This window comes from Streptomyces sp. NPDC058650 (genome assembly GCF_042717315.1).
Taxonomy (GTDB): domain Bacteria; phylum Actinomycetota; class Actinomycetes; order Streptomycetales; family Streptomycetaceae; genus Streptomyces.
This window is the reverse complement of the sequence record NZ_JBHXRL010000001.1, coordinates 394,008-416,451: the sequence shown is the minus strand read 5'-3', so window position 1 is coordinate 416,451 and position 22,444 is coordinate 394,008. Positions and strand designations below refer to the sequence as shown.

The following is a 22,444-nucleotide window of genomic DNA, read 5'->3' as shown; positions in this document are numbered from 1 at the left end:
ACGCACAGGTTCACCACTTGGGCCTGACGCACAGGCTCACCATCTGGGCCTGAGAAGCACCGGGTTCGCCCGTTTCACGTGAAACACCCGGCCGGGGGTCATACCCCCGGCCGGGTGTTTTCCTTTTCGCGTTCGCATCGTGGACGGGTCTCCTCTTGCACCCTTGTTGTATCTAAGCTGTACGCATGGCATCCGCACCCCCCGCAGCCGACCGTGTCTACATGCACGTCAAGCAGGCCGTCCTCGACCGGCGCTACGAGGGAGGCACGTTCCTCACCGAGGGCGAACTCGCCCAGGCCGTCGGGGTGTCCAGGACCCCCGTCCGCGAGGCCCTGCTCAAGCTGGAGATGGAAGGGCTGATCAAGCTCTACCCGAAGAAGGGCGCCCTCGTCCTGGCCGTCTCCGCGCAGGAGATCGCGGACGTCGTCGAGACCCGGCTGCTCGTCGAGGAGTTCGCGGTCCGCCGCGCCGTCCCCGCGTCCGCCGCGCTGATCGAGCGGCTCGAAGAGCTCCTGGAGGAGCAGAAGCAGCGCGCCGAGGCCGGGGACCTCGCCGAGGTCGCGATCACCGACCGCTGCTTCCACGCCGAGATCGTCCGGCACGCCGGCAACCAGATCCTCGCCCGCCTCTACGACCAGCTCCGCGACCGTCAGCTCCGCATGGGCGTCGCCGTGATGCAGTCCCAGCCCGACCGGATCGCCAAGAACATCGCCGAGCACGCCGAGATCCTCGACCGGATCCGCGCGGGCGACGTGGAGGGCGCGGCCCACTGCGTCCGCCAGCACCTCAGCTGGGTCAAGGTCCTCGTCCGGGGTGACGACCGATGAGCCGCCGGAAGGGGTACGGCTCCGCCGTCACCCTCCCCGGCGACCCCCCCGGCGGCCGCCGGGCCGCCCTCGTCTGGGGCGTCGGCGTCGCCGTCTACTTCGTCGCGATCATCTTCCGCACGTCCCTGGGCGTCGCCGGACTCGACGCCGCCGACCGCTTCGACGTCAACGCCTCCGCGCTCTCCACCTTCTCCATACTCCAGCTGCTCGTCTACGCGGGCATGCAGATACCCGTCGGCCTCATGGTCGACCGGCTCGGCACCAAGAAGGTCCTGGCCATCGGTGTCCTGCTCTTCACCCTCGGCCAGCTGGGCTTCGCGCTCTCGCCCACCTACGGCACGGCGCTCGCCTCCCGCGCGCTCCTCGGCTGCGGCGACGCCATGACCTTCATCAGCGTCCTGAGGCTCGGCGGCCGCTGGTTCCCCGCCCGGCGCGGCCCGCTCATCGGCCAGGTCGCCGCCCTCTTCGGCATGGCCGGCAACCTCGTCTCGACCATCTTCATCGCCCGCGCCCTGCACGGCCTCGGCTGGACGACCACCTTCGTCGGCAGCTCGCTCGCGGGCGTCCTCGTCCTCGTCCTGCTGCTGCTCTTCCTCAAGGACCACCCCGAGGGGTACGAGCCCGAGCCGGTCCGTCACGCGGGCGCCGCCTTCGTCCGCCGCCAGATCGCCGCGTCGTGGCGGGAGCCCGGCACCCGGCTCGGCATGTGGGTCCACTTCACGACCCAGTTCCCGGCCATGGTGTTCCTGTTGCTGTGGGGGCTGCCGTACCTCGTCGAGGCGCAGGGGCTGTCCCGTGGCACGGCGGGCGAGCTGCTGACCCTGGTCGTGCTCTCGAACATGGTCGTCGGCCTCGCGTACGGGCAGATCATCGCCCGCCACCACAAGGCCCGTGCCCCGCTCGCCCTCGGCACGGTCGCGGCCACCGCGCTGCTGTGGGCGGCGACCCTCGCGTACCCCGGCGACCACGCCCCGATGTGGCTGCTGATCACCCTCTGCCTGGTCCTCGGGTCCTGCGGACCGGCCTCGATGATCGGCTTCGACTTCGCGCGCCCGGCCAATCCGCCGGAGCGTCAGGGCACCGCCTCGGGCATCGTCAACATGGGTGGTTTCGTCGCCTCGATGACGACGCTGCTCGCCATCGGCGTGCTACTCGACGCGACCGGTGGCGATTACCGGATCGCGTTCTCGTCCGTCTTCGTCCTGGAGGCGTTCGGCGTCGTGCAGATCCTGCGCCTCAAGGCCCGCACCCACCGCAGGGAGCGGGAGCGGCTCGTCGCCAGCCGCGTGGAGGCCGTGCACGTACCGGCGTAGAAGACCGGGGGAACTAGCGGGGCGTCACCGCGAAGTTGTCGAGGATCGCCCGCGCCAGCTCCTCGTCGCCCTCCGTCTTGACCCGGTCGGCGACATCGGCCGGCCGGACACGGCCGCAGGCGAGCCGTACGAACGTCTCCCAGTCCGTCGCGAGCGTCACCGCCGGGCCCAGCGAGGGCGCCCCGTCGACCGTGCCCCGGCCCTCCGCGTCGACCCGCACCGTCCGCAGGAACTCCACCGGACCGGTCACGTCCAGCACCACCGCCGAGGAGGCGGGCGCCCCGGCGTCCTTGGCGACCACCTTCGGGAGCGCCTCCAGGAGCACGTCCCGGGTGACGTGCGCGCCGGCCGAGTCCAGGTTGCCCGGCACGCCGAGCGCGACCCGCAGGTCCTGCTCGTGCACCCACACGTCGAAGGCGCGCATCCGGTAGGCCAGTTCGAGGGACTGCTCGGCGCCGAGAGGGGCGCGGATCAGGTGCTCGGGGGAGCGGTTCTCGTTGCGGAGCTGGCGGGCCCGGCGGATGAGGATGTACTCCAGCTCGGAGGTCATCTCCGGTGCGGTGTGGTGCCGCCGCACATCGACCTGGACTTCCATGTAGCGGGCGAAGTCACTGCGTACGTGGTACAGATCGCGCGGCAGGGAGTGGATCGGGCGGGGGTCGCCGAGCATCTCCGTCTCCATGCCGATGACATGGGAGACGATGTCCCGCACCGACCAGCCGATGCACGGGGTAGGACGGTTCCACTCGCCCTCCACGAGCGGCTGCACCAGCTCGGCTATCGCCTCGATGGAGTGGGTCCAGGCGTCGGCGTAGTTCTGGAGGCTGGGATGGACGGTCACGGGACCCCTCGGCGGTTCTTCGGTGCGCGGGCTGAAAACACGACTGGGTGGGAGGCTCGGACGCTAAGTTACGCTGCCCGAAGGCACCCCGGCAGTGCTTTCGTGTGACGATCGTAGGCCGGTGTTGACGGCTCGAATGCCAGGACGGTGGTAGTGTGCGCGCCTCGCTGATCCAGATCGCGGTAGACCCGGACGAACCGGTCGACGCCCGACGGGCCCGCGTGGCCCGTCTCGTACGGGAGGAATCAGGCCGCGCCGACCTCGTCGTCCTGCCCGAGCTGTGGCCCATGGGGGCCTTCGCGTACGAGTCCTTCGCCGCCGAGGCCGAGCCGCTGAACGGCCCGACGCACCGGGCGATGGCGGAGGCCGCGCGGGACGCCGGGGTCTGGCTGCATGCCGGCTCGTTCGTCGAGGCGGAGGGCGGCGCCCTCTACAACACCTCGCTGGTCCTCTCCCCCGACGGCGAACTCGCCGCCTCCTACCGAAAGATCCACCGCTTCGGCTTCGACAAGGGCGAGGCGGTGATGATGGCCGCCGGAGAGGACCTGGTCACCGTCGACCTGCCGCACCTCACGCTCGGCGTCGGCACCTGCTACGACCTGCGCTTCCCCGAGCTCTTCCGCGGCCTCGTCGACGCGGGCGCCCAGGCGTTCGTCGTCCCCGCCGGCTGGCCGGCCCGCCGGCGCGCGCACTGGACGCTCCTCGCGCGGGCGCGGGCGGTCGAGAACCAGGCGTACGTCCTCGCCTGCGGTACCGCCGGCACCCACGCGGGCGTCGAACAGGCCGGGCACTCGATCGTCGTCGACCCGTGGGGCGAGGTCCTCGCGGAGGCGGGCCCGGACGAGGAGACCCTGCGGGTCGTCCTCGACCCGGCGAAGGTGACGGCGACGCGCGAGCAGTTCCCGGCCCTGAAGGACCGCGTCCTGGGCATCGCGGCGCCGCGCGTCCGCCGCGCCTGAGCGGCGGGGACGCCGGCGGCCGGGAGGGCGTCAGCTGTCGGGCGTGAGCGCGGCGAGGCCCTTGGCCAGGTCCTCCCCGTTCATGACCGGCGTGTAGGAGACCTTGGCGTCGAGCTGGAGGAAGAAGGGCTCCGAGATCTTCGGCATCTGGGACGGGTCGGCCAGGTCGAAGAAGATGAAGGCGGTCCGACAGCCGTCCTGGGTCGTGAAGTAGGCGGCCTCGGGGCGGAGCTCCGCCATGGCCTTCTCCATGATCTTCTGCAGGTTGCCCTGCTTGAAGGCCTCGTTGGAGGCCTGGGTGTCCATCTGAACCTTCAGCAGCATGCGCATGACGCGGCCTTTCCGACCGGGCAGGCGCTCCGTTCGGTACGCACCCTCGACACCCGGACGCGCTCACCTCCAGCCTCCCCCTTCCCGCCTGACGGGACCACTCGGCAGAGGCGCCCAGGCCCTAGGCCTGCGCCTCCGCCCACAGCCGGCCGACCCGGGAGAAGCCCGCGCGGACCGCCCCGCCCCGGGTGAGCGCCGCGCGGTCCACCCCCGCGAAGATCAGCGCCAGGGACAGGTCCGCCGCGCCCGCCCGGCCCGACACCGTGACGTCGAGCCGCCGCCGGCTCCCGCGCCCCGCCCCGCGGACCGACACGGTGACCCCCGGGTCCTCGGCGTCCGCGGCGCGCGCCAGCGTCCAGGAACGCCGGTCCCGCGCCCACAGGCGGTAGTGGTCGCCGCCGTACCGGAGCTGGAGCGCCCGCTGACGGGCCGTCGCGCCGATCCGGTTGCGGGTCATGGAGACGAGGGCGTCGCCGACGCGGAGGGTCGCGCGGTTCAGGGTCGGCAGCCGGATCGTCTCCGTGTGGATGCCCCGCGCCTCGTACGAGGCCGGCGGGAGCAGACCGCCCCGCAGCTCCGAGACCACCACCTCCTGCACGGTCTGCCGCAGCGGCGCCTCCACGGTGATCTCGCCGAACTCGGCGGAGGCGCCCCGCCAGCCGGCCCTCCGCTCGTACCCCTTGCCCTCGCGCCACGGGCGCAGCGTGAACGGCGTGACGGTGGTGTGCATGGCGCCCCCTGATGTGCCTCCGGTCGTCAGACGACGATCGCATGGAGGGAGGCGCGCTCCGGCTCCGGGTCCGGGGCGTATTCCGCCCAGGCCGCCGCAAGGCGCCGTACCGCCTCCGTGAGGACCTCGGGCGGTGCGAGGAAGTGGAGCCGGAGGTGGCGGAGGCTGCCGCCGAGGGCGTCCGTCGTGGCGCCCGGGAGGACGGCGACCCCGTGCCGGAGGGCGAGTTGGGCGAAGGAGACGCCGTCGCCGTGCGGGAGCCGCACCCACAGGGTCTGGCCGCCGGTCGCCGGCGCGCAGGACCAGGAGGGCAGCCGCCGGGCGAGCTCGGTCCTGAGGTGGTCGTGGCCCGCCCGTGCCGCCGCCGTGCGGGCGGCCAGGACCGGGGCGAAGTCGTCGAGGAGGCGGGTCGCGGCGAGCTGGGACGGGAGGTCGCTGCCCAGGTCGTGGAGGGCCTTGAGCCGGGCGAGGCGGGCGATCAGCGGCGCCGGACCCCGTACCCAGCCGATCCGCAGCCCGCCCCACACGACCTTGCTCAGCGAGCCGACCGCGATCACCTCGCCGTAGGAGGAGAGCGACGGCTGCCCTTCGTCAGGGGCGAAGGCGAGGTCGGCGAGGACCTCGTCGTCGACGAGCGGCACGCCCAGCGCGTTCGCCGCCTCGACGAGCCGGCGGCCGGCGAGCGGCGGCAGGACGGTCCCGGTGGGGTTCTGGAAGCGGGGCACGACATAGGCCAGGGCCGGACGGTGACGTTCCATCACCCGTACCGCCTCCGCCACGTCCACGCCGTCGGGGCCCACCGCCACCGGCAGCGGTACGGCCGCCGCCTCCCGGAAGAGGTCGAGCGCCCCCGGATACGTCGGCGCCTCCACCAGCACCCCGTCACCGGGCGCGAGCAGCAGCCGGGTGAGGAGCGAAAGGCCCTGCTGGGCGCCGGTGGTGACGAGGATCCGCTCCGGACCGGTCGGCACGCCCCGCGCCGCGTACCGCGCGGCGACCGCCGCCCGCAGCGCGCCGAGCCCGGCCGGGTGGTAGCCGAGGTCCGCGTCCGGCAGGACGAGCGAGCGGTACGCCTCCGCCAGCTCGGGCGGCGGCTGCGAGGGGGCGGCGCAGCTCAGCAGGATCACGTCGTCCGGCGCCTCCAGGAGGTGCAGGAAGAGCGGGTTCGACGTCTCGGTCACCCGGGGCCGTTCCGGCGCGAGCGCCGCCCGGGCGACCCGGGTGCCGCTGCCCTGCCGCCGTACGAGCCGCCCCTCCTGGCGGAGGGTGTCGTAGGCGGCGACGACCGTCGTACGGCCCACGGCGAGGGCCGTCGCGAGCCGCCGGTCCGGCGGCAGCCGTGTGCCGGGCGGCAGCGCCCCCTCGTCGATCAGCCGGCGCAGCCGGGCCGCGAGCAGGAGGTAGAGCGGGCCGCGTCCGGCGGACCAGCGGCCGAGCCGGGCGACCAGCGCGTCGATCGTGTCGGGGGAGAGACTGATTGGCTCCATTGCCGAACCAATCTGCCGGGATTGGACCTGGGAAGGCAAACGACGAGTCCACAGACTGGGCGCATGAGCCATGCCGACTCCGCAGCCGCCTTCCCCTCTTCCGAGACGATCCGACCGGAGGCGGGGGCCCGTCCCGAGGCGGGGATCCGTCCCGAGGCGGGTGTCCGCGCCGAGGCGGGTGTCCGCGCCGAGACCCTCGCCGTCCACCCGCCCCACGTCGAGATCACCGGCAGCAGGCCGCTCGGCGTGCCCCTCCACCAGGGCCACGTCTTCGCCTTCGACTCGGCCGACGCCCTCGCCGAGGCCTTCACCTCCCCCGACGCGTTCATGTACAGCCGCCACGGCAACCCCACCGTCCGCACCCTGGAGAACGCCGTGGCCCGCCTGGAAGGCGGGGCCGCCGCCCTCTCCTTCGCCTCCGGCATGGGCGCCGTCAACGGCGTCCTCCACGCCCTGCTCGGCAGCGGAGGCCATGTCGTCGCCCAGACCTGCCTGTACGGCGGTACGTACGCGGTGCTCACCGACCTCGCCACGCGCTGGGGCGTCGACGTCACCTACGTCTCCGGTACGGACCCGGAGGAGGTACGGGCGGCCCTGCGCCCCGAGACCCGCCTCCTCTACCTGGAGACCATCGCCAACCCGACGACCCGCGTCTCCGACCTGCCCGCGCTCGCCGCCGTCGCGGGCGAGGCCGGGGTGCCGGTCGTCGTCGACAACACCTTCGCCTCCCCGCTGCTCTGCCGGCCCCTCCACCACGGCGCCGACATCGTCGTCCACTCCGCCACCAAGTACCTCGCGGGCCACGCGGACGTCCTCGGCGGCGTCGCCGTCTTCAAGGACCCCGACCTCCACCGCGACGTCCGCCGCCACACGGTCGAACAGGGCGCGTCCACCGATCCGTTCGCCGCCTGGCTCACCCTGCGCGGCATGCAGACCCTGTCGCTGCGCATCGCGCGCCAGTGCGCGAACGCCGCCGAGCTCGGCGCCCGGCTGGAGGCGCACCCGGCGGTCACCGCCGTCCGTCACCCCGCCCTCGCGAGCCACCCGGACCGGGAGATCGCCGAGCGGCTGCTGCCGGACGGGGGCGGCGGCGTGATCTCGGTCGACCTCGCGGGCGGCCGGGAGGCGGGCCGGACCTTCGTCGAGGCGGTCCGGGTGGCGTCGCTGAGCGTCTCCCTGGGCGACGTGAAGACCCTGGTGATGCACCCGGCCTCCACCTCGCACCACCAGCTCGACGCCGAGGCCCTGGCGGCGGCGGGCATCGGGCCGGGCACGGTCCGGATCTCGGTCGGCATCGAGCACGTCGAGGACCTGTGGACGGACCTGGAGCAGGCGCTGGCCAAGGCCATGTGAGGCCAGGTGGGGAACCGGTCAGTCCTCGCGCTCCCGCTCGGCCATCCGGATCACGCACACGGCCACCGCGACGAGCAGCGCCGCGTCCGCGTCCTCACGGACCACGTTCACCGCGTACGTCTCGCGGACGCGGAACCACTGCCGGGAGATGTGGGCCAGGAGCTCGCCGTCGTACTCGACGGTGAACTCCCGGTCCAGGATCCGCCCGCTGACGTCCAGTTCGGTGCCCTCGACGAGGGTCACCCGGTAGTGGTTGCGCAGGAGCGAGAGCCGTTTGCGGCGGATGCTCGCGAGGGGGCGCTCGTCCCGCTCGATGGTCATCGCGTCCCGGAGGCTGAACATCTTCTGGCGCAGGGTGATCAGGACCTGCCCGTTGGGGGCCTTCAGCTCCAGGGTGTCGCGCAGCCGCATGGCCTTGCCGTCGACGAGGAAGGCGTGGCGGCCCTGCTCGTCCTCGATCCAGTAGTCGTCGCCGATCGCGAAGATCTTGTCCCGTACGAGATATTTCACGCGGATATGCCTGCCCCCGTCGGCCGGGTTTCACGCGAAGTAGCGGACGAAGGCGTCCGGGGTCGTGCCGAGCGTCTCGCCGAAGGGCGAGTCGAGCTGATGGATCAGCAGCACCGTGAACGCGATGAACCCGGAGAGACCCATCACCATCACCACATGGGTCGTACTCCTCTTGATCCCGAAGAGGAACATGAACGCCAGCGTCAGCGCGCCGCCGATGATCAGGCCCGCCCAGAGCACCGGCGAGAGCCGCTCCTGCGCCGCCGCCTCCCGGCCGCGCCGCGCGTCGTCGACGTAACCGAGCTGGGCGAGCACCTCCTGCGCGGCGATGTGCTCGGACACCTTGTCGGAGTCGGACACCTCGCTCGCGCGCCGCAGCTGTTCGAGCATCGTCCAGCCGGAGATGTCGAGGGGCTCGCGGGCGGCCATCGCCGGCCACTCGACGGCGACTACGTGGTTCGCGTACGAGCGGGCGGCGTCGCGCAGCGGCTCACGATGGCCGGCGGGGAGCGCGTCGGCGAGCAGATACGTCTGGTGCAGGGCGCTCGCCTCGGCCTGGACGTGGTCGGCGGCGGAGGAGCGGGTGTCCCAGACGGAGACCAGGCAGAGGCCGAGCACGACGGCGTAGAGGACCGACACCATCATGGCGATGTACTCGGCGACGTCCTCGCGCGGTTCCTCGTCCTCGCCGACCGGGAAGAGCTTGGTCTTGGCGACGACGGCGAGGGCGGCGACGAACGCGACGCCGAGGACGACGACGAGCGTCTCGAACAGGGCCACGGTCAGCCCCGCCGGCTGCCGAGGAGGGCCGCGGCGATCGCCGCGGGGATCAGAAGCAGCAGCAGGGTGATCACGATCCCGAGCTCGTGCGCCTCCTGGCCGCGACGCCGCAGCCGCCCGAGGAAGCCCTCGTCGTCGAGTGCGGCGGCGCGGCGGGCGGAGGGGGCACGGTCGGGCCGCTCACCGGCGGCGACGGCCGCGGCGGCAGCGGCGGCGGGGTCGAGGGCGTCCGGCCCGACGGCGGGCGGGACCGCCGGTGGGGGCGGAGGCGGAGCCGGTACGGGAACGGCCTCGGCGGCAGCCGCCGGGGCGGCTCCCGCAGCCCCCGGAGCCACGACCGCGCCGACGTCGCCGACCGCGCCAGCCGCGCCCGCCGCACCAGCCGTACCCGCCGTACCCGCCGCGCCCGCCGTACCCCCGGGAGCAGCAGGAGCCGCGGCTGCCCCGGCTGCCCCAGGAGCCCCAGCAGTTCCCGCACTCCCGGGAGCCCCCGGAACGGCACGGCCCCCCGGCGCCCCACCGCTCCCCGACGGATCCGGCCCCGGGCCCTGCCCCGGACCCGGATCCGACCTCGGATCCGGCTTCGGCACGGCGCCGCCCGCGCGGCGCGGGAGGGTGAAGACGGCCGAGGAGCGGGCGGTGAGCGTCGGCGCGAGGAGGCGCTCGCCGCCGGGCCCGTAGGTGGTGACCCGGTCGCTGCCGGAGGCGAGCCCGGTGCTCCGGTGGGTGCCGGGCGGCCGCCGCACGACGGCGGTACAGCGGGCCGAGGCCCCGGGCGCGAGCACGGTGACGGTCCCGCCGCCCGCCCCGCAGTCGAGGGACCCGGGCGCCAGCCCCAGACCGGGGTCCCCGATCCGTACGGCGTGGACGGGCCGGTTGCCGCGGTTGGTCACGGTGTACGCGACGCCGACCGCCCCCGACGCCACCCCCAGGCCCCGCCCCGCGCCCCCACCTGCTCCCGGGACCGTGACCCGCTCGGTGAGGCGGAGGCCGCCGGCGACCCCGGCGTACCCGGTACGGGCGGTCGCGGTGAGCCGCCGCCGCAGCGACGGGATGTCGCCCTCGGCGCGGGCGGTGGCCCGGTGCACCCCGCCCACCGCCCGGAACCTGGCGACGCACTCCAGCTCCCCGAGCGCGGCGAGCGGGCGCCCGGGGCAGCGCACGGCCCCGGCGGGCACCGTCGGATCGACGACCCGGACCCCGTACAGATGGGCCTCCCCGCTGTTCACGAGGCGGTACCGCTTCACGACCCGCGCCCCGACCCGTACGGCCGGCGGCCGCAGCCCGCTCTGCCCCCGCCCGTTCACGGTCACCGTCACACTCAGCGCCCCGTCCCCGACCCCGCCGGCCGCCGACGCCCGGGGCAGCCCGGGCAGGGCCAGACAGGGCAGGACGAGCAGCCCCACGAGAAGTCCGCCGCTCACCCGATGGCGGTAACAGTCCGATGATCTGCTCGCATGCTCGGCCATGCCCGCCATGCTGACCAGCCCCACCCCCGCCCCCACCCCCGGACACGCACCCCCGCCCCACCCGGCCCCCACTTTCCACCCGTACGGCACCCTTGGTCCATGAACGACTCTGCGCCCGCGCCCCGACGTGCCCGTGTCCGTGCCCCCGAGCTGATCGGCAAGGGTGGCTGGCTCAACACCGGAGGCAAGGAGCTCACCCTCGCCGACCTACGCGGTAAGTGCGTTGTTGTTGATTTTTGGACCTTTTGCTGTGTGAACTGCCTGCACGTGCTCGACGAGCTCCGTGACCTGGAGGAGAAGCACCGCGACACGCTCGTCATCGTGGGCGTGCACTCGCCGAAGTTCGTGCACGAGGCCGAGCATCAGGCCGTCGTCGACGCCGTCGAGCGGTACGAGGTGCATCACCCCGTCCTCGACGACCCGGAGCTCGCGACCTGGAAGCAGTACGCCGTCCGGGCCTGGCCGACGCTCGTCGTGATCGACCCCGAGGGGTACGTCGTCGCCCAGCACGCCGGCGAGGGGCACGCCAACGCGATCCGGACGCTCGTCGAGGAGCTGGAGGCCGAGCACGAGGCCAAGGGGACGCTGCGGCGCGGGGACGGGCCGTACGTGGCGCCGGAGCCCGTCGCCACCGATCTGCGCTTCCCCGGCAAGGCGGTCCTGCTGCCGTCCGGGAACCTCCTCGTCTCCGACACCACCCGGCACCAGCTCGTCGAGCTCGCGGCGGACGGGGAGACCGTCGTGCGGCGGATCGGGGAAGGGGTGTTCCGGGAGCCGCAGGGTCTCGCGCGGCTGCCCGACGGCAAGGTCGTCGTCGCCGACACCGTGAACCACGCCCTGCGCGTGTTCGACCCGGAGAGCGGGGCGATCGAGCTCGTCGCCGGCACCGGAAAGCAGTGGTGGCAGGGGTCGCCCACGTCCGGGCCCGCCCTGGAGGTCGACCTGTCCTCGCCGTGGGACGTCGCCTGGTGGCAGGGCAAGGTGTGGATCGCCATGGCCGGTGTCCACCAGATCTGGACGTACGACCCCGAGCGCGGGACCGTCGAGGTCGCCGCCGGGACGACGAACGAGGGTCTCGTCGACGGGCCCGCCGCCGAGGCCTGGTTCGCGCAGCCGTCCGGGCTCGCCGCCACCGAGGACCGGCTGTGGATCGCCGACTCCGAGACCAGCGCCGTGCGCTGGATCGAGCCGGAGGGCGACGGGTACGACGTGCACACGGCCGTCGGCACCGGGCTCTTCGACTTCGGGCACCGCGACGGCGCCGCCGACCAGGCGCTCCTCCAGCACCCGCTGGGCGTGACCGCCCTCCCCGACGGCTCGGTCGCGATCAGCGACACGTACAACCACGCCCTGCGCCGCTTCGACCCGGCGACGGGCGAGGTGACGACGCTCGCCACCGATCTGCGCGAGCCGAGCGACGCCGTGCTCGTCGACGGCGACATCGTGGTCGTCGAGTCCGCCCGGCACCGGCTGACGCGGCTCCGGCTGCCCGAGGAGGCCGTCCAGGTCGAGTCGGTCGCCCACCGCACCAAGCGCGAGGCCACCGAGGTCGCCCCCGGCCGCCTCCGCCTCGACGTCGTCTTCCAGGCCCCGACCGGGCAGAAGCTCGACCAGCGGTACGGCCCGTCGACCCGGCTCCTGGTCTCCTCGACCCCGCCGGAGCTGCTGCTCGGCGGTGAGGGCACGGGGACCGATCTCTTCCGGGAGCTCGATCTCAACCCGGAGCTGACCGAGGGCGTCCTGCACGTCTCCGCGATGGCGGCGTCCTGCGACGACGACCCCGCGAACGAGTACCCGGCCTGCCACGTCCACCAGCAGGACTGGGGCGTCCCGGTGAAGGTCACGGAGACGGGCACGGCGCGGCTGCCGTTGATCCTCGCCGGTATGGACGAATCGGTCTAGCGGAGTAGTCCCTGGTTCCTGGACGGGACCCCCGCCGCCCCGTCCAGGCACCCGGCCACCCACGCCGCCGGATCGTGGACGGCCCGTTCGCCGCCCATCCCCTGCCGCTCCATCAGCGCGCACTCCCCGGCGAGCAGCGCCTTCGTGCGCGAGCCGTCGACGTCGTACCCGCGGATGCGGGAGGCCAGGACGAAACCGCCCTCGTACGCGATGTCCGTGCCCCACGGCGGCCGGTCGTCGTACCGGTCGATGACGACGCCCGCCGCCGCCGCGGCGAGCGCGACGGCGGCGGCGAGTCCGGTGGCGAACTTCCCTCGGGACGGGCCCTCGTGACGGTGCATGAGGAGGACGCTGTCAGGCGGGGGCTTTCGCCGATGTTTCGCGGGTGAAGGCGCTCAGCCTTCCAGGAAGGCGACCAGCGCGTTCGCGAGGAGGTACGGGTCGTCGGCGCCGCAGAGTTCGCGGGCGCTGTGCATCGAGAGGATCGCGACGCCGATGTCGACGGTCTTGATGCCGTGGCGGGCGGCGGTGATCGGGCCGATCGTCGTGCCGCAGGGCATGTCGTTGTTGGAGACGAACGACTGCCAGGGCACGCCGGCCTTCTCGCAGGCGGCGGCGAAGACGGCCCGGCCGCTGCCGTCGGTGGCGTACCGCTGGTTGACGTTGACCTTGAGGATCGGGCCGCCGTTGACGCGCGGGTGGTGCGTCGGGTCGTGGCGCTCCGCGTAGTTGGGGTGGACGGCGTGGCCGGTGTCGGAGGAGAGGCAGACCGTGCCGGCGAAGGCGCGGGCGCGGTCCTCGTAGGCGCCTCCGCGGGCGTAGACCGAGCGCTCCAGGACGTTGCCGAGCAGCGGGCCCTGGGCGCCGGTGTCGGCCTCGGAGCCGTTCTCCTCGTGGTCGAAGGCGGCGAGGACCGGGATGTACGGGAGGTCGTCGCGGCCCGCGAGGGAGGCGAGCGCGGCGACGGCGGCGTGGACGGAGAGGAGGTTGTCCATGCGCGGTCCGGCGAGGAGTTCGCGGTCGCGGCCCAGGTAGGCGGGCGCCTCGACGGGGTGGACCATGAGGTCCCAGCCGGTGACGTCCTCGGCGTCGACGCCGGCCTCGGCGGCGACGAAGGAGATCAGGTCGCCCTCGTGGACCTTGCCGATGCCCCAGATGGGCTGCATGTGGCGCTGACGCTCCAGCTTGAGGCCGTCGTTGACGCCGCGGTCGAGGTGGATGGCGAGCTGCGGGACGCGCAGCAGCGGCCGGTCCACGTTGACGAGGTGGTGGCTGCCGTCGCGGAGGGTGAGGCGGCCGGCGAGGCCGAGGTCGCGGTCGAGCCAGGTGTTGAGGAGGGTCCCGCCGTAGATCTCGACGGCGACCTGACGCCAGCCCTGGGCGCCCATGTCGGGGCGGGGCTTGACGCGCAGGTTGGGGGAGTCGGTGTGGGCGCCGACGATCCGGTACGGGGTGTGGGCGGCGGCGCCCTCCGGCACGTACCAGGCGATGATCGCGCCGCCGCGGATCACGTACTTCCCGCCGCTCGTCCCGTCCCACTCGGCGGTCTCCTCGACGCGCCGGAAGCCGGCCTTCTCCAGGCGTGAGGCGGCGCTCGCCACCGCGTGGTACGCCGACGGGGAGGCCGTCAGGAAGGACATGAGGTCATCGGTGTGACCGCGGTCGAAGGGGCCGGCCGTGGGGCGGGAAGCTGCGCTGCTCATGGGCTCCACCTTACGCAGCACGGCTTCTGGGGGGCCGGTGGGTACCGGCGCCCCCGTGGGCCCGGCGAGTGAGCCGAAGGGGCGCGCCGGGGGAACGGTCCCGAGCGCGCGGAGGCCCCGCCGAAGGAGGGGGCGAGCACGGTCGGGGCCGTGGCCCGGCTGGAGCGCCCCGGAGGTGAACCGAGCCTTAAAAGAGAGCAGAACGGCCCGCCCCCCTCCCCGGGGACGGGCCGTTGCTCAGGACGTGGTGGCGTTCCTCAGAACGCGGCCTCGTCCAGGTCCATCACCGAGGAGTCGATGGCCTCGGCGAGCGCGCGCTCGGCGGAGACGCCCGGCAGGACGTTCGCGGCGAAGAACTTCGCGGCCGCGATCTTGCCCTGGTAGAAGGCGACGTCCTTGCCCGTCGCGCCGGCGGCCAGCTTCTCGGCCGCGACGGCCGCGCCCTTGAGGAGCAGGTAGCCGACGACGACGTCGCCGGAGGCGAGCAGCAGGCGGGTGGTGTTGAGGCCGACCTTGTAGATGTTCTTGACGTCCTCGCCGGTGGCGGTGAGGTCGGTGATCATCGTGCCGACGATGCCTTCGAGGTCGACGGCGGCCTTGGCGAGCGCGTCGCGGGCGCCGGCCAGCTCCTCGCCGCCGGTGCCGACCGCGAGGAACTTCTTGATCTCCTCGGAGAGCGTGTTCAGGGCGGCGCCCTGGTCACGGACGATCTTGCGGAAGAAGAAGTCCTGGCCCTGGATGGCCGTGGTGCCCTCGTAGAGGGTGTCGATCTTGGCGTCCCGGATGTACTGCTCGATCGGGTACTCCTGGAGGAAGCCGGAGCCGCCGAAGGTCTGGAGCGACTGCGCGAGCTGCTCGTAGCCCTTCTCGGAGCCGTAGCCCTTGACGATCGGGAGCAGCAGGTCGTTGAGACCGTGCAGCGCCTTGACGTCCTCGCCGGCCGCTTCCTTGATCGCGATCTCGTCCTGCACGGAGGCCGTGTAGAGGACGAGGCTGCGCATGCCCTCCGCGTACGCCTTCTGCGTCATCAGCGAGCGGCGGACGTCGGGGTGGTGCGTGATGGTGACCTTGGGCGCGGCCTTGTCCATGAAGTTGGCCAGGTCGGTGCCCTGGACGCGCTCCTTGGCGTACTCCAGGGCGTTGAGGTAGCCCGTGGAGAGGGTGGAGATCGCCTTCGTGCCGACCATCATGCGGGCGAACTCGATGATGAGGAACATCTGGCGGATGCCCTCGTGCTTGTCGCCGACGAGCCAGCCCTTGGCGGGGTGCTGGTCGCCGAAGGTCATCTCGCACGTGTTGGAGGCCTTGAGGCCCATCTTGTGCTCGACGTTGGTGGCGTAGACGCCGTTGCGGGCGCCGAGCTCGCCGGTCTCCCAGTCGAACTCGTACTTCGGGACGAGGAAGAGGGAGAGGCCCTTGGTGCCGGGTCCCGCACCCTCGGGGCGGGCGAGGACGTAGTGGAGGATGTTCTCCTCCATGTCGTGCTCGCCGGAGGTGATGAAGCGCTTCACGCCCTCGATGTGCCAGGAGCCGTCCTCCTGCTGGACGGCCTTGGTGCGGCCGGCGCCGACGTCGGAGCCGGCGTCGGGCTCGGTGAGGACCATGGTGGAGCCCCAGCGCTTCTCGACCGCGATCTGGGCGATCTTCTTCTGCGCCTCGTTGCCCTCGTTGTAGAGGACGCCGGCGAAGGCCGGGCCGGAGGAGTACATCCAGATGGCGGGGTTCGAGCCGAGGAGGAGCTCCGCGTAGGCCCAGACGAGGGAGCGCGGGGCGGTGGTGCCGCCGATGCCCTCGGGGATGCCGAGGCGCCAGTACTCCGAGTCCATGAAGGCCTTGTAGGACTTCTTGAAGGAGGCCGGGACCGGGGCGGTGTTGGTCTCCGGGTCGAAGACCGGCGGGTTGCGGTCGGCGTCGGCGAAGGACTCCGCGAGCTCGTTCTCGGCGAGGCGGCGGATCTCGTCGAGGATGCTCTTGGAGGTCTCGACGTCCATCTCCTCGAACGGACCGGTGCCGTACACCTTGTCGCGGCCGAGCACCTCGAAGAGGTTGAACTCGATGTCGCGGAGATTCGACTTGTAGTGCCCCATGGCGACGGCTCCGTAAAGGCTCGGGGAGGCAGGTTCCTCGTACACGTACCAGCGAGTAGCAACACGCTCTCTCCGATGATGCTACCCACCGGTAATAAGAAGCAACCCCTATCCGGTCATCTGTGACGTCAATCGCCATCGTCAAGGGTGCCCGGCGGGCCACTGGTGCCCGTGGGCCTCGAAACCGACCCGTGAGGTGACGCCCCGGTAGGGGGCCTGCCCGGGCGGCGCGCTCGATAGGCTGGGGGCCATGTACGGCTACGAGCAGAATCCGGGTGCCCAGCAGCAGTACGCGCCGCCGCCCCAGCAGCAGTACGACCCGCAGGGCGGGGTTCAGGGCGGGTACGCGCAGCAGCAGCCTCCGCTCTATCCGGAGCCCTCGCCTCCGTCTCTCGCCGACGCCGTACGCGCCTTCACGACCGGCACCCTCGCCCCCGAGGACTTCCAGCAGATCTTCGCGACCTCGAAGGTCTACTGCCCGCGCGGCGACAACCCCGGCTTCCTGGCCCTGCACAACACCCAGCAGCCGGTGATCCCGATGTTCACCACGCTCAAGGAGCTGCGGCGGTACGCGGGCAAGGAGTCGAAGTACTTCGTCATCACCGGCGCCGAGGTGATCGACCTGCTGCCGACCGGCTACGGCTTCGTCCTCGACATGGAGGGCGACCACCGCATGGTCTTCGACGCCAAGGCCGTGGAGCAGATGGTCGACTACGCGATGCGCCGGATGTACGGCTGACCGATTCTTGACCCCATGAGGCGCCCGGGAGGAATTCCTCCCGGGCGTTCCGCGTTCCAGGTGGCAGAAAGTTCAGTGTTCAACTAAAGTGGACGTACAAGGTCGCACCTAGGAGGTCCGGTCATGCCCGCTGTGACTATCGAGAACCCGCTCACCCTGCCGCGCGTCGCCGCCCCGGCCGACGCCGGCTCCCGCCCCGTGCTCGCCGTCACCACGGCCCCGTCCGGCTTCGAGGGCGAGGGCTTCCCGGTACGACGCGCGTTCGCCGGGATCAACTACCAGTACCTCGACCCGTTCATCATGATGGACCAGATGGGCGAGGTGGAGTACGCCCCCGGCGAGCCCAAGGGCACGCCCTGGCACCCCCACCGTGGCTTCGAGACCGTCACCTACATCATCGACGGGACCTTCGACCACCAGGACTCCAACGGCGGCGGCGGCACCATCACCGACGGCGATACCCAATGGATGACCGCAGGTCAAGGGCTGCTTCATATCGAGGCCCCGCCGGAGTCCCTCGTCGTCAGCGGCGGACTCTTCCACGGCCTCCAGCTCTGGGTGAACCTCCCCGCGGCCGACAAGATGATGGCTCCGCGCTACCAGGACATCCGCGGCCGCCAGGTCCAGCTGCTCACCTCCCCCGACGGCGGCGCGCTCCTCCGCGTCATCGCGGGCGAGCTCGACGGCCACGAGGGCCCCGGCATCACCCACACCCCGATCACGATGATCCACGCCACCCTGCGGCCGGGCGCCGAGATCAGCCTGCCGTGGCGCGAGGACTTCAACGGCCTCGCGTACGTCCTCGCCGGCCGCGGCACCGTCGGCGCCGAACGCCGGCCCGTCCACATGGGCCAGACCGCCGTCTTCGGCAAGGGCGGCGCGCTCACGGTCCGCGCGGACGAGAAGCAGGACGGCCACACGCCGGACCTGGAGGTCGTCCTCCTCGGCGGGCAGCCGATCCGCGAGCCCATGGCGCACTACGGCCCGTTCGTCATGAACACCCAGGCCGAACTCCGCCAGGCCTTCGAGGACTTCCAGGCGGGCCGGCTCGGCACGATCCCGGCGGTCCACGGGATCGGCGAGTAGCAGTAGGTAGATCAGTAGGTAGATCCAGTAGGTAGATCCAGTAGGTAGAGCAGTACGTAGAGCAGTACGTAGAGCAGTGCGTAGAGCAGTACGTACGTAACGCTGGTGACGTGCCGTCACCCGTACGGCCGTCAACGCGCGACGACACGCCGACGGGCGTGGTCCGGTGGACGGGTGCAGACGACCCGAGCGCTCCTCCCCGAACCCGCCCGTCGTTTCGCCGCCTGGTGCGTGGTCCTGCTGCTCGCCGCCGGGGTCGCCGCCGTCGGCATCTGGCTGTGCGTCGTCTTCCAGACGGCCGTCACCCCCGTGCTGCTCGCGATGCTCGGCACCGCCCTCCTCAGGCCGTTCTACAAGCGGCTCCTCCGCATGAAGGTGCGGAAGTCGCTCGCCGCCGCGCTCACCGTCGTCGCCGTCCTCACGGTCGTCGGCGGCGCCACGTACATCGTCGTCCTCGCGCTCATCGACACCGGCGACCAGATCCTCACCTCGTTGCGGCAGGCCGCCGCCGACATCGCGGAGCACCTCGGCGCCGCCGGGACCTCCCTCGACGACCTCGCCAAGAACGCCGAGGGCCTCCTCAAGCAGTTCGGCGGCACCGCCGCATCCGGGGTGATCAGCGGGCTCAGCGTCGTCGCCCAGATGATGGCGACCGCCGTCCTCGCCCTGCTCCTGATCTTCTTCTTCCTGAAGGACTCCGACCGGGCCGCCGGCGCCCTGCGCTCCCTCGGCCCGCGCGCCACCGGCGACACCGTCGAGGCCATGGCGCGCCGGGCCTTCGGGGCCGTCGAGGGGTACATGCGGGGGACGACCTTCGTCGCCCTCGTCGACGCCGTCATCATCGGCGTCGGACTTCTCGTCCTCGACGTGCCCGGCGCGGTGGGACTCGCCGCGCTCGTCTTCGTCACCGCCTACATTCCGTACCTCGGCGCCTTCCTCTCCGGCGCCGTCGCCGTCCTCGTCGCCCTCGCCGACCGGGGCTTCGTCATCGCGCTGTGGGTGCTCGGCATCGTCCTCGCCGTCCAGGTCCTGGAGGGGAACGTCCTCCAGCCCTTCGTCCAGAGCAAGACCGTGCAGATGCACCCGGCCGCGGTCATGCTGGCGATCACGGCGGGCGCGTCCGTCGCGGGCATCCTGGGCATGCTGCTCGCCGTACCGCTGACCGCGGCGGCGACGGGGGTCCTGGGCGAACTCCGCGCGCGGTACGGCGCGCCCCGCGAGCCCGAGACCGGGACGTCTCAAACCGGGACGTCTCAAGCGGCCTAAGCGGCCTGAGCGGCCTAAGCGGTCGCCATGCCGCCCGGCTCGAAGGAGGCCAGGAGCTGCTCAAGGGCCGCCTGGTCGGGCCCCACGAACGGGTCGGAGTCCGGGGCCAGCGCGAGCGTCTCCAGCATCCGGTCCGTCATCCGCACGGCCGGCGGCAGATGCGTGCACAGCACGATCTCCGGGTTCATCTCCCGCAGCGGCGCGATCGTCGCCCGGTACTTCTCCGGGTCCACGATGTGCACCCACGGGCTGTCGATCGACGCCCACAGCAGCTGCGCCTGCCGCAGGTCCTCCGGCTTCAGATCGCTCGCGTGCCCGCTCTCCGCGATCTCGGCGGTCGGCATCGGGCCGCCGAAGCAGTCGGAGCTGAAGCAGATCCGGGTCCTGTCGTCGTAGAAGCCGACGGTCGCGGGGTTGTCGAAGAGCGGCGGCCGGAAGGCGTGCAGGGTGCGGTCGCCGACGTCGAGGGACTGGCCCGGGTTGAGGAAGTACACCCGGTCCATGGGCAGCGCCCGCTCGGTCATCATGATGCCGAAGCCGATGAAGGTCGTGACCACGCGCGCCCGCGGGGCCGCGTCGAGCAGGTCGAAGATCCCGCCCGTGTGGTCGCGGTCGGGGTGCGTGAGCCAGATCCAGCGCACGTCGGCCGGGTCCATGACCTCGCCGAGCGCCGCGACGAAGTCACGGTCCTCGACGGAGAGGCCGGTGTCGACGACGACCGGTTCCGCGGCGGTCAGGACGAAGGCGTTGGCGGGGATGTGGCCGACCCCGGGGGCTTCGAGGCTGTCGGCCAGCACGGTGGTGTCGCTGCCGACCTTGTGGATGTCCATGGCACGCTCCGTGGTCCCCCCGGCGGCCGTACGACTCCAGTCTGCGCCGTACGAGGGGGCAGCGCGCGCCGGGCGGAAGCGGGCTCGGCGAGCCACGCCCCCTAGTCCCGGCAGCCCTTCCTCGACGATGGCTCGTTCAGCTCGAACCAGATCGACTTGCCCTCGCCCCGCGGGTCGAAGCCCCACGCGTCCGCCAGCATCTCCATCAGGAGCAGGCCCCGGCCGCTCGACGCCATCTCGCCCGGGTGCCGCTTGTGCGGCAGCTCGTCGCTCTGGTCGGAGACCTCGACGCGCAGCCGCCGCGACTCCTCGCCGCAGGCGACCTCGGCGACCAGGAGCGCGTCGCCGTCCGTGTGGACGAGGACGTTGGTGACCATCTCGGAGACCATCAGGACCGCCGAGTCGAGCTGGTCCTCGTCCGTCCAGTCGTGCAGCAGCTGGCGCAGCTGCTCCCGCGCCTCGGCGATCCGCTCCGGCTCCGCCTGGGCGATCGTCATCAGGGTGCGGCGCGGGGCCTCCGGCAGCGCGCCCCCGGGGCGGCGGGAGAGCAGCAGGACCGCGATGTCGTCCTCGCGGCGGTCGGCGAGCGGCCCCGTCGTGTGGTGCGAGCCGGGGCCGTGGACGGCCTCGACGAGGGTGTCGGCGAGCTGCTCCAGGTCCTCGCCGTCGTGGGACTCCAGGAGCTCCTTGACCCGCTCCCAGCCGCTGTCCAGGTCGTGCCCGCCGGTCTCCAGGAGGCCGTCGGTGCAGATCATCAGGGTCTCGCCGGGCTCCAGGGTGAGCCGGGTCGTGGGGTAGTCGGTGTCCGGGTCGATGCCCAGCGGCAGACCGCCGGCCGTGGGCCTGAGGAGAACCGTTCCGTCGTTCATCCGTACCGCCGGGTCCGGATGCCCGGCCCGCGCGATGTCGACCGTGCCCGTCTCCAGGTCGACCTCCAGATAGAGGCAGGTCGCGAAGCGCGGGCCGACGTTCTCCCCGTCGTCGCCGTCCGTGATCCCGTACAGGAAGCGCGAGGCGCGCGAGAGCACCGCGTCCGGCCGGTGGCCCTCGGAGGCGTACGCGCGGAGGGCGATCCGCAGCTGCCCCATCAGGCCCGCCGCCCGCACGTCGTGGCCCTGGACGTCGCCGATGACGAGCGCGATGCGCCCGGCGCGCTGCCCGCCGGCGCGGCCGGTGCCGCCGGGCAGCCGGATCATGTCGTACCAGTCGCCGCCGACCTGGAGCCCGCCGCCGGTCGGCACGTACCGGGCGGCGACCTGGATGCCGGGGATGCCGGGGCCGAGGACCGGCATCATCGTCCGCTGGAGCCCGAGCGACAGCTCGCGCTCCGACTCGGCCACACCGGCGCGCGCGAGGGCCTGCGCGAGCATCCGCGCGACCGTCGTGAGCACCGAGCGCTCGTCGGGGGTGAAGGCGACCGGGTGCTTGAAGGCGGCCATCCAGGCGCCCATCGTGCGCCCGGCGACGACGAGCGGAACGAACGCCCAGGAGCGGCGGCCGAAGCGCTGGGCGAGCGGCCAGGTCATGGGGTAGCGGCGCAGGTACTCGTCGGGTGTCGGCAGGTAGATCGCCCGCCCGGTCCGTACGACCTCCGCCGCCGGGTAGTCGGTGTCGAGGGACATCGACGAGAACGGGCCCTCGTCGCCCTGGCTGTGCCCGTGATGGCCGATGACGGTCAGCCGGTCGCCGGCCACGCCGAAGACGGCGAGCCCGTCCGGCGAGAATCCGGGCATCGACAGCGAGGCCGCCACCCGCAGCACCTCGGCCGTCGACCGGGCTTCGGCGAGGGCCCGTCCCGCGTCGAGGAGGAAGGCCTCGCGGGAGCGGCGCCAGTCGCCGGTGATCGGGGTGTGCGCGGCGGCGCCGGGCTGCTGTTCGGCGACCTCCTGGAGGGTGCCGACGAGCTGGTAGTCGTTGCCCTCGATGAGGGGCTTGGACCTGCTCCGTACGGTACGGATCACCCGGCCGTGCTCGTCCATGATCCGCAGCCGGGCCTCGGCGAGGGTGCCCTCGGCGACGGCCAGATTGACGACGCCGTCGATCTCGTTCCAGTCGACCGGGTGAAATCGCGAGCGTACGGCCGCCTCGGTGAGCCGCACCGATTCGGCGGGCAGCCCGAGCAGCCGGGCCGCCTCGGCGTCGAGCGAGACGATCCCGGACGCGTTGTCCCAGCGCCACAGGCCGGTCGCGATCGCGGCCAGGACGTCCTCGGTGCGCATTGCCCCACTTTAT

Annotated in this window: 20 protein-coding genes; 8 read left to right on the top strand and 12 right to left on the bottom strand. The window is 72.5% G+C overall.

What is annotated here, in order from left to right; translation table 11 throughout:
• The first annotated feature begins 185 nt into the window (after window positions 1-185).
• Window positions 186-827 carry a GntR family transcriptional regulator gene (locus ACFWWU_RS02070; protein WP_384137858.1) on the top strand — a complete coding sequence of 214 codons (642 nt, stop codon included), beginning with the start codon at window positions 186-188 and terminating at the stop codon, window positions 825-827.
• Window positions 824-2,140 (top strand): nitrate/nitrite transporter, encoded by a 1,317-nt coding sequence (locus ACFWWU_RS02065; protein WP_384137857.1) that lies wholly within the window; start codon window positions 824-826, stop codon window positions 2,138-2,140. Before ACFWWU_RS02070 ends, ACFWWU_RS02065 begins: the two co-directional genes overlap by 4 nt.
• 13 nt (window positions 2,141-2,153) lie before the next feature.
• On the opposite strand, the gene ACFWWU_RS02060 is transcribed toward ACFWWU_RS02065, so the two are convergent.
• Window positions 2,154-2,981: a maleylpyruvate isomerase family mycothiol-dependent enzyme gene (locus tag ACFWWU_RS02060; protein WP_384137855.1), complete on the bottom strand. Its 828-nt coding sequence runs from the start codon at window positions 2,979-2,981 to the stop codon at window positions 2,154-2,156.
• Window positions 2,982-3,136: 155 nt separating this feature from the next.
• Here ACFWWU_RS02060 and ACFWWU_RS02055 point away from each other — a divergent pair, with 155 nt between their 5' ends.
• Window positions 3,137-3,940: a carbon-nitrogen family hydrolase gene (locus ACFWWU_RS02055; protein WP_384137853.1), complete on the top strand. Its 804-nt coding sequence runs from the start codon at window positions 3,137-3,139 to the stop codon at window positions 3,938-3,940.
• A 30-nt stretch (window positions 3,941-3,970) separates the two neighbouring features.
• Here the strand turns inward: ACFWWU_RS02055 and ACFWWU_RS02050 are convergent, their stop codons facing one another.
• The 3 genes from ACFWWU_RS02050 to ACFWWU_RS02040 all read right to left on the bottom strand — a co-directional run bounded on the left by ACFWWU_RS02050 (window position 3,971) and on the right by ACFWWU_RS02040 (window position 6,487).
• Window positions 3,971-4,270 carry a hypothetical protein gene (locus ACFWWU_RS02050; RefSeq protein ID WP_384137852.1) on the bottom strand — a complete coding sequence of 100 codons (300 nt, stop codon included), beginning with the start codon at window positions 4,268-4,270 and terminating at the stop codon, window positions 3,971-3,973.
• A gap of 121 nt (window positions 4,271-4,391) precedes the next feature.
• Window positions 4,392-5,000, bottom strand: a complete 609-nt coding sequence (locus ACFWWU_RS02045; protein WP_384137850.1) for a hypothetical protein — start codon at window positions 4,998-5,000, stop codon at window positions 4,392-4,394.
• A 26-nt stretch (window positions 5,001-5,026) separates the two neighbouring features.
• Window positions 5,027-6,487, bottom strand: coding sequence for a PLP-dependent aminotransferase family protein (locus tag ACFWWU_RS02040; RefSeq protein WP_384137848.1), 1,461 nt, complete (start codon window positions 6,485-6,487; stop codon window positions 5,027-5,029).
• Between the two features lie 63 nt (window positions 6,488-6,550).
• Here ACFWWU_RS02040 and ACFWWU_RS02035 point away from each other — a divergent pair, with 63 nt between their 5' ends.
• Window positions 6,551-7,840 carry a trans-sulfuration enzyme family protein gene (locus tag ACFWWU_RS02035; protein WP_384137846.1) on the top strand — a complete coding sequence of 430 codons (1,290 nt, stop codon included), beginning with the start codon at window positions 6,551-6,553 and terminating at the stop codon, window positions 7,838-7,840.
• Between the two features lie 18 nt (window positions 7,841-7,858).
• Here the strand turns inward: ACFWWU_RS02035 and ACFWWU_RS02030 are convergent, their stop codons facing one another.
• The 3 genes from ACFWWU_RS02030 to ACFWWU_RS02020 are packed head-to-tail and all read right to left on the bottom strand — an operon-like array spanning window position 7,859 to window position 10,554.
• Complete coding sequence (locus ACFWWU_RS02030; protein WP_384137844.1) at window positions 7,859-8,350, bottom strand: LURP-one-related/scramblase family protein; 492 nt, start codon at window positions 8,348-8,350, stop codon at window positions 7,859-7,861.
• A 30-nt stretch (window positions 8,351-8,380) separates the two neighbouring features.
• Entirely contained in the window at window positions 8,381-9,130 is a 750-nt protein-coding gene (locus tag ACFWWU_RS02025) for a hypothetical protein (RefSeq protein ID WP_384137842.1), read from the bottom strand.
• Between the two features lie 2 nt (window positions 9,131-9,132).
• On the bottom strand, window positions 9,133-10,554 hold the full coding sequence (locus ACFWWU_RS02020) for a hypothetical protein (protein ID WP_384137840.1): 1,422 nt from the start codon (window positions 10,552-10,554) through the stop codon (window positions 9,133-9,135).
• A 144-nt stretch (window positions 10,555-10,698) separates the two neighbouring features.
• Between ACFWWU_RS02020 and ACFWWU_RS02015 the strand changes: the two genes are divergently transcribed.
• Window positions 10,699-12,501: an NHL domain-containing thioredoxin family protein gene (locus tag ACFWWU_RS02015; RefSeq protein ID WP_384137839.1), complete on the top strand. Its 1,803-nt coding sequence runs from the start codon at window positions 10,699-10,701 to the stop codon at window positions 12,499-12,501.
• Here the strand turns inward: ACFWWU_RS02015 and ACFWWU_RS02010 are convergent.
• From ACFWWU_RS02010 to ACFWWU_RS02000, 3 genes are all read right to left on the bottom strand, one after another.
• Window positions 12,498-12,842 carry a hypothetical protein gene (locus tag ACFWWU_RS02010; protein WP_384137837.1) on the bottom strand — a complete coding sequence of 115 codons (345 nt, stop codon included), beginning with the start codon at window positions 12,840-12,842 and terminating at the stop codon, window positions 12,498-12,500. The genes ACFWWU_RS02015 and ACFWWU_RS02010 overlap by 4 nt on opposite strands.
• 54 nt (window positions 12,843-12,896) lie before the next feature.
• Window positions 12,897-14,204 (bottom strand): M18 family aminopeptidase, encoded by a 1,308-nt coding sequence (locus ACFWWU_RS02005; protein WP_384137836.1) that lies wholly within the window; start codon window positions 14,202-14,204, stop codon window positions 12,897-12,899.
• A gap of 257 nt (window positions 14,205-14,461) precedes the next feature.
• Entirely contained in the window at window positions 14,462-16,291 is a 1,830-nt protein-coding gene (locus ACFWWU_RS02000; RefSeq protein WP_384137834.1) for an acyl-CoA dehydrogenase, read from the bottom strand.
• Window positions 16,292-16,541: 250 nt separating this feature from the next.
• Between ACFWWU_RS02000 and ACFWWU_RS01995 the strand changes: the two genes are divergently transcribed.
• From ACFWWU_RS01995 to ACFWWU_RS01985, 3 genes are all read left to right on the top strand, one after another.
• Window positions 16,542-17,030, top strand: coding sequence for an SseB family protein (locus ACFWWU_RS01995; protein WP_384137832.1), 489 nt, complete (start codon window positions 16,542-16,544; stop codon window positions 17,028-17,030).
• A 123-nt stretch (window positions 17,031-17,153) separates the two neighbouring features.
• A complete protein-coding gene (locus ACFWWU_RS01990) occupies window positions 17,154-18,116 on the top strand; it encodes a pirin family protein (RefSeq protein WP_384137830.1) in 963 nt (320 codons plus the stop codon).
• Window positions 18,117-18,290: 174 nt separating this feature from the next.
• Window positions 18,291-19,382, top strand: a complete 1,092-nt coding sequence (locus tag ACFWWU_RS01985; protein WP_384137828.1) for an AI-2E family transporter — start codon at window positions 18,291-18,293, stop codon at window positions 19,380-19,382.
• 14 nt (window positions 19,383-19,396) lie between these two features.
• Here the strand turns inward: ACFWWU_RS01985 and ACFWWU_RS01980 are convergent, their stop codons facing one another.
• Together ACFWWU_RS01980 and ACFWWU_RS01975 are read right to left on the bottom strand one after the other, a co-directional pair.
• A complete protein-coding gene (locus ACFWWU_RS01980) occupies window positions 19,397-20,212 on the bottom strand; it encodes an MBL fold metallo-hydrolase (RefSeq protein ID WP_384137826.1) in 816 nt (271 codons plus the stop codon).
• 101 nt (window positions 20,213-20,313) lie between these two features.
• Complete coding sequence (locus ACFWWU_RS01975; protein WP_384137824.1) at window positions 20,314-22,431, bottom strand: SpoIIE family protein phosphatase; 2,118 nt, start codon at window positions 22,429-22,431, stop codon at window positions 20,314-20,316.
• Window positions 22,432-22,444: the final 13 nt, after the last annotated feature.

What these genes read in the sequence shown, in the direction of transcription:
- ACFWWU_RS02070 (WP_384137858.1), top strand. Translation starts at nt 186, where the DNA reads ATGGCATCCGCACCCCCCGCAGCCGACCGTGTCTACATGCACGTCAAG.
- ACFWWU_RS02065 (WP_384137857.1), top strand. Translation starts at nt 824, where the DNA reads ATGAGCCGCCGGAAGGGGTACGGCTCCGCCGTCACCCTCCCCGGCGAC.
- ACFWWU_RS02050 (WP_384137852.1), bottom strand. Translation starts at nt 4,270, where the DNA reads ATGCGCATGCTGCTGAAGGTTCAGATGGACACCCAGGCCTCCAACGAG.
- ACFWWU_RS02045 (WP_384137850.1), bottom strand. Translation starts at nt 5,000, where the DNA reads ATGCACACCACCGTCACGCCGTTCACGCTGCGCCCGTGGCGCGAGGGC.
- ACFWWU_RS02040 (WP_384137848.1), bottom strand. Translation starts at nt 6,487, where the DNA reads ATGGAGCCAATCAGTCTCTCCCCCGACACGATCGACGCGCTGGTCGCC.
- ACFWWU_RS02035 (WP_384137846.1), top strand. Translation starts at nt 6,551, where the DNA reads ATGAGCCATGCCGACTCCGCAGCCGCCTTCCCCTCTTCCGAGACGATC.
- ACFWWU_RS02015 (WP_384137839.1), top strand. Translation starts at nt 10,699, where the DNA reads ATGAACGACTCTGCGCCCGCGCCCCGACGTGCCCGTGTCCGTGCCCCC.
- ACFWWU_RS02010 (WP_384137837.1), bottom strand. Translation starts at nt 12,842, where the DNA reads ATGCACCGTCACGAGGGCCCGTCCCGAGGGAAGTTCGCCACCGGACTC.
- ACFWWU_RS02005 (WP_384137836.1), bottom strand. Translation starts at nt 14,204, where the DNA reads ATGAGCAGCGCAGCTTCCCGCCCCACGGCCGGCCCCTTCGACCGCGGT.
- ACFWWU_RS02000 (WP_384137834.1), bottom strand. Translation starts at nt 16,291, where the DNA reads ATGGGGCACTACAAGTCGAATCTCCGCGACATCGAGTTCAACCTCTTC.
- ACFWWU_RS01995 (WP_384137832.1), top strand. Translation starts at nt 16,542, where the DNA reads ATGTACGGCTACGAGCAGAATCCGGGTGCCCAGCAGCAGTACGCGCCG.
- ACFWWU_RS01990 (WP_384137830.1), top strand. Translation starts at nt 17,154, where the DNA reads ATGCCCGCTGTGACTATCGAGAACCCGCTCACCCTGCCGCGCGTCGCC.
- ACFWWU_RS01980 (WP_384137826.1), bottom strand. Translation starts at nt 20,212, where the DNA reads ATGGACATCCACAAGGTCGGCAGCGACACCACCGTGCTGGCCGACAGC.
- ACFWWU_RS01975 (WP_384137824.1), bottom strand. Translation starts at nt 22,431, where the DNA reads ATGCGCACCGAGGACGTCCTGGCCGCGATCGCGACCGGCCTGTGGCGC.